The organism is Pseudoalteromonas sp. TB25 (genome assembly GCF_000497995.1).
Classification (GTDB): domain Bacteria; phylum Pseudomonadota; class Gammaproteobacteria; order Enterobacterales; family Alteromonadaceae; genus Pseudoalteromonas; species Pseudoalteromonas distincta.
The window spans coordinates 1-1,192 of the sequence record NZ_AUTI01000012.1 but is presented as its reverse complement, the minus strand read 5'-3'; the positions used below and the strand labels follow the sequence as shown (position 1 = coordinate 1,192).

Genomic DNA, 1,192 nt, shown 5'->3' with positions numbered 1-1,192 from the left:
TGGTTTATTTGGTTTAATAGCGGCCGTTATTTAATTCTAGCGACTAATAAAAAGCATAATCATTCTATTGCATTAAATAGTGTACTTACTGCGTTAAAAATTATTTGTATAGAATAACTACACGTTGTTATTTGTGCCTGTTATTGCACTACTTTTTAGCGAAATAATAGAGCACTAATTTGATGCAATTGGTATAACTTATTTTTTCAGGCTGTTATTATCGCCCCCATAATTTAGTCGTGTTTTTTTTAGGAGCAACGGTGAGCAAAACGTTAGCCAGTTATTATCAGCAAGCATACGCGTGCGATCAGCAACATTTTAATCAGTGTTTTTATTGTGGCTGTGAAGCGACAGAGCGCGATCATTGTCCGCCACTTCATATGCTACAAAGTATTGTTGATTTAGGTGAAGAGGCTGACTTTATCTCAATCCCTGCGTGTTATGAGTGCCACGCACTTTTACATAACGAAAGACTGATGACGATTGATGAGCGCTTTACCAAGCTTAAAAAAAAGCTCTCAAATAAATATGCTAAACCACTGCGCGTTTATAACATGTGGGAAGAAAGCGAACTTGGCGACATGAGCGACGAGTTTGCGCATAGTATTGCTGCGGGCATGAAATTAGGAAAAGAAGCCGCTGAGCGTTTAGCCTTTACGGGTTTTAGCTATGCCACAGAAGATGCCAAAGTAGCAGTGCGCGAAAAAACAAAAGAGTTTGATGTAGAAGGCATGATATTTACCGACTTTAAAGAGGCGTTAAATTACTGCATTAACGATTTAAATGTTCAAAAAAGCGACTTTTATAAAATTTTGGTTGAAGACTACCAAGGCGATTTTAATAAAGCATTGAGCCAGTATCGTCATCGTCATGACAAAGTTACTGCGGCTAAAGACGGTAATACACTTATTAAAGATTTTTCAAAGCTACATAAGCAAAACTCTGATTTTGTAACGCGTACGGTTAAGCACTTTATTAGTAAAGATCCCTCGCTTACCACCGAAGGTGCGCTTGAAAAGCTATATAACAATTATATAAAGAAATAATTACAGAAATTCATCTTAATTAACTGCGTTTTCACCTGTTTTTTTGGCTTTATCCTTTAGGTTTCGCTAAAGTAGCAAAAAAACAGGAGATCCAAACAACATGCAAAAATTTGCACCTTCTTTATTAGCGGTTGGCTTAGCTGCTG

The 1,192-nt window shown here is 37.0% G+C and carries 1 protein-coding gene; it reads left to right on the top strand.

The window, feature by feature from the left end:
- Positions 1-260: 260 nt before the first annotated feature.
- Positions 261-1,046 carry a hypothetical protein gene (locus L652_RS0100185; protein WP_024595658.1) on the top strand — a complete coding sequence of 262 codons (786 nt, stop codon included), beginning with the start codon at positions 261-263 and terminating at the stop codon, positions 1,044-1,046.
- The last annotated feature ends 146 nt before the right edge of the window (positions 1,047-1,192 follow it).